The organism is Streptomyces sp. NPDC017448, from assembly GCF_044330565.1.
Taxonomy (GTDB): domain Bacteria; phylum Actinomycetota; class Actinomycetes; order Streptomycetales; family Streptomycetaceae; genus Streptomyces.
On record NZ_JBIRLM010000009.1, the window covers coordinates 282,395 to 289,330 of the forward strand.

The window sequence follows — 6,936 nt, forward strand, 5'->3', positions numbered from 1 at the left end:
CCATCAGCCCATCGTTACCGGCGATGACCTGGCACACAGCTCGGCCAATGCGACCCCCGTGACCGGGGAAATCGAGCCCTCCTCGGTGACGATCGCCGTGATCAGCTCCGGCGGCGTGACGTCGAAAGCCGGGTTGTACGCCGGGGCCCCGAGGGGCGCGAGCGCCCTCACGCCCCGATCACCGTCCGGTACGCCTGCTGTGGATGTGAGCTCCGTCACTTCCTTCCCGGAGCGCTGCTCGACCGTGATCGAAGCGCCGTCCGGAGTCTCCAGATCCACCGTCGTCGTCGGCGCCACCACGATGAACGGCACATGGTGGTACTTCGCGAGCACGGCCAGCGGGTAGCTCCCCACCTTGTTCGCCACCGAACCGTCCGCGGCGATGCGGTCGGCGCCTATGAGCACCGCGTCGACCTCCCCCGCCGCGAACAGCGACCCCGCCGCGTTGTCCGTGAGCAGGCTGTACGCCAGGCCGTTGCGGGCCGCCTCGTAGGCGGTCAGCCGTGCCCCCTGGAGCAGCGGCCGCGTCTCGTCCACCCACAGCCGTCGCAACCGCCCCTGCCGGTGCACGCGCAACGCCACGGCGAACGCCGTCCCCTCGCCGCCGGAGACCAGCGCCCCGGTGTTGCAGTGGGTCAGCAGCTGGTACCCGCGGCCGGGCAGCAACTCCTCCAGCAGCGCCTCGCCGTACTCCGCCATACGCCCGCTGGCCTGCGCGTCCTCCCGGTGCAGGGCCCGTGCCCCGGCCAGCGCGGCCGCTGCCGCCGCCTCGGCCCCCGCCCCCTTCCGGACAGCCTCCCAGTAGGCCGCCGCCACCCGGCGCACCCCGTACGCGAGGTTCACCGCGGTGGGCCGCGCCCGCTCCAGCAGACCGGCCGCCTCCGCGACGTCGTAGCCCCGCGCCGCCGCGAGCGCCACTCCGTAGCCGCCCGCGATCCCGAGCAACGGGGCCCCTCGCACCGCCAGAGTCCGGATCGCCTGCACCAGCGCGGGCACGTCGGTGCAGACCAGCTCGACCTCCTCGGCGGGCAGCCGGGTCTGGTCGAGAAGCACCAGCACGGGGCCCTCCGGTGGCTCGTCCCAACGGAGTACGGATAGCGGGGGTGGCTCGTAGCCCACCGGCGGTCGCGCGTCCTGATCAGCCATCCGTCCAGTCTGCCCGGTGGGCGCCCCGCAGATGAAGGGGCGAAGGAGACGGAGCGGCCGGTCGGCTCCCGGCGGGCGCGTGGCACGATGGCTGCCAACCTGTCGCCCCGATGAGCGGTCAGGACGGTGAAGGAGCGAGAATGAACGACTCTCCGGGCTGGGCGTCGCCCGGATCTGCCCCCTCCGACGGCAAGGAGGCGGCGATTCCCCGCCCCTCCGACCCCCAGGACGGAAACGGCGCGACGGGGCAGTGGTCCCCTGAGCAGCCGCCTCCCGGGCAGTGGTCCCCACCGAGCAGTCCCGGCGGCCCCGGAGCACGGCCGCCCGCCCCCGGCTGGGGCGGCGGCCCGCAGCGACAGGGCTGGGCAGCACCGCCGCCGGCCGCGAAGCCCGGCCTCGTCCCGCTGCGCCCCCTGAGCCTCGGCGAGATCCTGGACGGCTCCGTCTCCGCCCTGCGCGCCCACTGGCGCACCGCACTCGGCTTCAGCCTGGGGATCGCGGTGGTCACCCAGATCGCGCTCACGCTCCTGCAGCGTTATCTGCTGCCGAAGCCGGCTTCCGTCGACCCGAACGCCACCGGCGCCGAAGCCCTCCGCCAGGCATCCGAGTCCGCCCGGTCGACGCTGCTCTCCATGGGCCCGGTCGTCTTCCTCACGATGATCGGCACGCTCTTCACCGCCTCGATCGTCGCCGTCGTGGTCAGCCGCTCCGTACTGGGCCGGCCCACCACGCTCTCCGACACCTGGGCCGAGGTCCGCCCGCGGCTCCTTCCCCTGACCGGCCTGGCCCTGCTGCTGCCCCTGGCCATCATCGCCACGATGGCCGTGTGCATCGGCCCCGGGCTGCTGCTGGGCTCCGGGGCCGGCGCGGCGCTGGCTCTCCTCGGCTCCCTCGCGGCCTGCGTCCTCATCCCCTGGCTGTGGGTGAGCTTCGCCCTCTCCACCCCCGCGCTCGTACTGGAGCGGCAAGGCGTCGTCGCCGCGCTGCGCAGGTCGGCCAAGCTGGTCCGCGGGGCCTGGTGGCGTACCTTCGGCATCCTCGTGCTGACCCAGCTGATGATCCTCCTCCTGAGCCTGATCGTCTCCGTGCCCTTCGGAGCGATCGCGGTCATCGCCGACGGCACGGACCTCAGCGAGATCCTCGAAGGCGGCGGCTCCCCCTCCGGCTGGCCCTTCCTCATCGTCACGGGCATCGGTGAAGTGATCATCTCGACGCTGGTCTACCCCTTCCTCGGCGGCGTCATGGCCCTGCTCTACGTGGACCAGCGCATCCGCCGCGAAGCCCTGGACCTCGACCTCGCACGGGCCGCGGGCCTTCCCGGCTACGGCGACACCCCCAGGAGCTGATGCGGTGTCGGGGGCGGGGGGCGTCATCATCACGGCACGGGCCGACGGCGCGAACGGGGACATACCCGTGGACACGCCACGTCTCCCCGCCCGGGAGGCGGCGGAGAGCGAACTGTCCAAGCCGATGTACCACGAGAACGACCCGAACTTCTTCCAGCGCGCCCTGAACGAGTTCTGGGACTGGATCTCCGGGGTCTTCGACGCCGCCGCGGGCGCCGCCCCCGGCGGACCGGCCGGACTCATCGTCCTGGTCGCCCTCCTCATCGGCCTCGCCGCCGCCCTCTGGTGGCGGCTCGGCACCCCGCAGCGCTCCCCTCGGAGGGCGGACACGCTCTTCGACGGCGACGGCCCCCGCAGCGCGGCCCAGCACCGCGCCGCCGCCGAAGCCCACGCGGCGGCCCTGCGCTGGACCGAGGCCGTGCAGGAACGCATGCGCGCCATCGTGCGGTCCCTGGAAGAGCGCGCCCTGCTCGACCCGCGCCCCGGCCGCACCGCGGACGAGGCCGCCGCGGAAGCAGGACGCACCCTGCCCGAGCACGCGGCCCGGCTGCGCGCCGCCGCCCGGAGTTTCGACGACGTGACGTACGGGGGCCGCACCGCGGACCAGCCCGCGTACCTGACCCTGCGCACCCTCGACCTCGATCTCGGCGAGGCCAAGCCGCTGCTGCCCGGAACGTCCCGAGGAGCCACCGGATGACCGCGGCGACCACCGCTTCCCCCACCTCGACGGCGGCCACCCCCGGCCAGGTGTGGACCCGTGCCCGAGGCGTCCTGGCCGCCGTCCTCGTCCTCGTCGTCGCCGGCGTCACGTTCGCCGCCGTACGCTCCGGAACGAACCACGGACAACTCGATCCCCGCTCCGCAGAGCCCCGGGGCAGCCGCGCCGTCGCTGAACTCCTCAGAGCACGCGGCGTATCCGTCACCGTCGCCACCACCCTCCGCGAGGCCACCGCCGCGGCGGGCCCCGACACCACGCTCCTGGTCGCCGGCCCCAACCTCCTGACCCGGTCGCAGCAGCTCCGCCTCGGAGAGGCGGCCTCTTCCGCAGGACGCACCCTGCTGGTCGCCCCGGGCCCGGCGGCCACGACCCGTCTCGCCCCCGGCGTACACACCGAGCGGCAGGAGGCCGTCAGCGCCCTCGCCCCGGCGTGCGACCTCCCCGCCGCCCGCCGGGCCGGCACGGCGGAGATGGGCGGCCTCCGCTACACCGCGCAGGACCGCTCGGCCGTCACCTGCTACCCGAGCGCGGGCCTCCCCAGCCTGGTCGTCCTTCCGAACGGGACGGACGGCGACACCGTCATCATCGGCTCCCCCGTCCTCCTCCACAACGAGCGTCTCGACCAGCAGGGCAACGCTTCGCTCGCCCTGCAACTCCTCGGCTCCCGTCCCCATCTCGTCTGGTACCTCCCCTCTCTCGGCGATCCCTCCGCGACAACCGACGACGGCGCTCCCGGCGACGGGAGCGATGAACAGGCGGAGGACGGAACGAGGAACGACGCGGCAGAGGAGAGCGGCTTCCTCGACCTCGTCCCTTCCGGCTGGCTGTGGGCGACGGTCCAGCTCGCCCTGGCCGCCGTGCTCGCCGCCGTCTGGCGCGGCCGCCGCCTCGGCCCCCTGGTGGCGGAACGGCTGCCGGTGGCCGTCCGCGCCTCCGAAACCGCCGAAGGACGCTCCCTCCTCTACCGCAAGGCCAATGCCCGCGACCGGGCGGCCGACGCCCTCCGGGACGCCGCCCGCACACGCCTCGCGCCGCTCGCCGGGGTGCCCGCCCACGAGGCGCACACCCCCGATGTCCTCCTCCCCGCCGTGTCCGCGCGCATCACCCGCGCGGACCGCGACCTCGGCGCGCTGCTCTTCGGTGCGGCTCCCTCCACCGACGCCGCCCTGGTCCTCCTCGCCGATCAACTCGACGCCCTCGAAAGAGAGGTACGCACTTCATGAGCGCCCCGACCCCCGAGCCGGCCGAGCCTGCGGAGTCCGCCGCGGCCCCCGTGAGCCCCGCGGCACCGGAGCCGTCCGACAGGGCCCGCGCGTCCTTGGAGGCTCTGCGCTCCGAGATCGCCAAGGCCGTCGTCGGCCAGGACCCCGCCGTCACCGGGCTCGTCGTCGCGCTGCTCTGCCGGGGACACGTGCTGCTCGAAGGCGTGCCCGGGGTCGCCAAGACCCTCCTCGTGCGCGCTCTCGCCGCTTCACTCGAACTCGACACGAAACGCGTCCAGTTCACCCCGGACCTGATGCCCAGCGACGTCACGGGCTCACTGGTCTATGACGCGCGCACCGCCGAGTTCTCCTTCCAGCCCGGCCCCGTCTTCACCCATCTGCTGATCGCGGACGAGATCAACCGCACCCCTCCCAAGACCCAGTCCTCCCTCCTCGAGGCGATGGAGGAGCGTCAGGTCACCGTCGACGGAACGCCGAGGCCTCTTCCCGAGCCCTTCCTCGTCGCCGCCACCCAGAACCCCGTCGAATACGAAGGCACCTACCCCCTCCCCGAAGCCCAGCTGGACCGCTTTCTGCTCAAACTCACGGTTCCGCTCCCGTCGCGTAAGGACGAGATCGACGTCCTCACCCGCCACGCCGACGGGTTCGACCCGCGCGACCTGACGGCCGCCGGAGTGCGCCCCGTCGCCGGAGCGGCCGATCTGGAAGCAGCGCGTGAAGCCGTCGCGAAGACGACCGTCTCCCCCGAGATAGCCGGTTATGTCGTGGATATCTGCCGTGCCACGCGCGACTCCCCCTCGCTCACCCTCGGCGTCTCCCCCCGAGGCGCCACCGCACTGCTGTCGACCGCCCGCGCCTGGGCCTGGCTGACCGGCCGGGACTATGTCATCCCGGACGACGTGAAGGCCCTCGCGCTCCCCACGCTCCGTCATCGCATCCACCTGCGGCCCGAGGCGGAAATGGAAGGAGTCACCCCTGACTCCGTCATCGCCTCCGTGCTCGCCCACGTCCCCGTACCCCGATGAGGCGGTGACCACCGTGGCCCTCACCGGACGAACCGCACTGCTGGCCGCTCTGGGGTCACTCCCCGTAGGCATCCTCGCCCCTAGCTGGGCGGGAATGCTGGCGATCAACGCACCGCTCTCCCTGGCAATTCTGTGTGACTACGCCCTGGCCGCGCCAGTGCGCACGCTTCGTTTCACCCGATCCGGTGACACATCTGTTCGAATGGGTGACGAAGCTGAAGTGCAACTGACCGTGACCAACATGTCCCGCCGACGGCTGCGTGCCCAGGTACGGGACGCCTGGCCGCCCAGCAGCTGGGTGCCGGGCACCGAGCGCCGCGCTTCCCGCCATACGGTGACGCTCCCCGCCGGGGAACAGCGTCGTCTGGTCACCGTCCTGCGTCCGACCCGGCGCGGCGACCGGCAGGCCGAGCGCATCACGGTCCGCTCCTACGGACCGCTCGGCCTCGCCGCACGCCAGGGACAGCATCGCGCCCCTTGGACCGTACGGGTCCTGCCCCCGTTCACCAGCCGCAAGCACCTGCCGTCCCGGCTTGCCCGGCTTCGGGAGCTCGACGGCCGCACCAGTGTTCTGACACGCGGTGAGGGCACGGAGTTCGACAGTCTGCGGGCCTACGTGCCGGGGGACGACACCCGCTCCATCGACTGGCGGGCCACGGCGCGTCACTCCACCGTCGCCGTCCGGACGTGGCGCCCGGAGCGGGACCGGCACATCCTGATCGTCCTCGACAGCGGGCGGACGTCTGCGGGCCGGGTGGGCGATGTCCCCCGCCTGGACGCTTCCATGGACGCCGCGCTCCTTCTGACCGCCCTCGCCACGCGGGCGGGCGACCGTGTGAACCTGCTCGCCTATGACCGCCAGGTCCGGGCCCGGGTTCAGGGACGGACGGGCACCGGCAATGTTCTGGCATCCGTCATCAACACCCTGGCCACGCTGGAGCCCGAGCTTGTTGAGACCGATGCCCGCGGCCTCAGCAACGCGGCCCTCACCGACACCCCGCGCGGTTCGCTGATCGTTCTCCTCACCACGTTGGAGGCCGCCCCCGTCGAGGAGGGGCTTCTGCCGGTGCTGCCTCAGCTCACCCAGCGCCACACCGTCCTGCTGGCCGCGGTCTCCGACCCTCGTATCGAGGAGATGGCCGCGGGTCGGGGGACGGTGGAGTCGGTGTACGACGCGGCGGCGGCCGGCCGGACCCAGGCGGAGCGACACCGTACGGCCGACAGGCTCCGACGCCATGGCGTCGTCGTCGTGGACGCGACTCCGGACAGCCTCGCTCCTGCTCTTGCCGACGCGTACCTGGCGCTGAAGGCGGCAGGCCGTCTCTGAGGGGGCCGCCGGCTACGCCCCGGCCCCCTTGTCTCGGCAGAAGGGCCGGGGAGGAGCGGGTGGTGAACGCAGAAAAGCCCCGCACCATGACGGTGCGGGGCTTTCCCACAATGATTGTTCGGCGGCGTCCTACTCTCCCACAGGGTCCCCC

At 72.9% G+C, this 6,936-nt stretch carries 6 protein-coding genes; 5 read left to right on the top strand and 1 reads right to left on the bottom strand.

All coding sequences use genetic code 11. The annotated features are described in order from the left end of the window. Positions 1 to 3 precede the first annotated feature (3 nt). Entirely contained in the window at positions 4 to 1,146 is a 1,143-nt protein-coding gene (gene mtnA, locus ACH4K1_RS17945; protein WP_398090249.1) for an S-methyl-5-thioribose-1-phosphate isomerase, read from the bottom strand. A gap of 140 nt (positions 1,147 to 1,286) precedes the next feature. Between mtnA and ACH4K1_RS17950 the strand changes: the two genes are divergently transcribed. From ACH4K1_RS17950 to ACH4K1_RS17970, 5 genes are read left to right on the top strand one after another with little or no spacing between them, the layout of a single operon-like run. Next, positions 1,287 to 2,492: a hypothetical protein gene (locus ACH4K1_RS17950; protein ID WP_398090250.1), complete on the top strand. Its 1,206-nt coding sequence runs from the start codon at positions 1,287 to 1,289 to the stop codon at positions 2,490 to 2,492. Positions 2,493 to 2,496: 4 nt separating this feature from the next. Next, positions 2,497 to 3,189 (top strand): DUF4129 domain-containing protein, encoded by a 693-nt coding sequence (locus ACH4K1_RS17955; RefSeq protein ID WP_398090251.1) that lies wholly within the window; start codon positions 2,497 to 2,499, stop codon positions 3,187 to 3,189. After that, positions 3,186 to 4,433, top strand: a complete 1,248-nt coding sequence (locus tag ACH4K1_RS17960) for a DUF4350 domain-containing protein (protein WP_398090252.1) — start codon at positions 3,186 to 3,188, stop codon at positions 4,431 to 4,433. The genes ACH4K1_RS17955 and ACH4K1_RS17960 overlap by 4 nt, the downstream gene beginning before the upstream one ends. Next, entirely contained in the window at positions 4,430 to 5,458 is a 1,029-nt protein-coding gene (locus tag ACH4K1_RS17965; RefSeq protein ID WP_398090253.1) for an AAA family ATPase, read from the top strand. Before ACH4K1_RS17960 ends, ACH4K1_RS17965 begins: the two co-directional genes overlap by 4 nt. A 13-nt stretch (positions 5,459 to 5,471) precedes the next feature. After that, complete coding sequence (locus ACH4K1_RS17970) at positions 5,472 to 6,785, top strand: DUF58 domain-containing protein (RefSeq protein WP_398090267.1); 1,314 nt, start codon at positions 5,472 to 5,474, stop codon at positions 6,783 to 6,785. Positions 6,786 to 6,936 lie beyond the last annotated feature (151 nt).

Excerpts from the sequence above, each read along its gene's own strand:
- mtnA (WP_398090249.1), bottom strand. The coding sequence starts at position 1,146 with ATGGCTGATCAGGACGCGCGACCGCCGGTGGGCTACGAGCCACCCCCG.
- ACH4K1_RS17950 (WP_398090250.1), top strand. The coding sequence starts at position 1,287 with ATGAACGACTCTCCGGGCTGGGCGTCGCCCGGATCTGCCCCCTCCGAC.
- ACH4K1_RS17960 (WP_398090252.1), top strand. The coding sequence starts at position 3,186 with ATGACCGCGGCGACCACCGCTTCCCCCACCTCGACGGCGGCCACCCCC.
- ACH4K1_RS17965 (WP_398090253.1), top strand. The coding sequence starts at position 4,430 with ATGAGCGCCCCGACCCCCGAGCCGGCCGAGCCTGCGGAGTCCGCCGCG.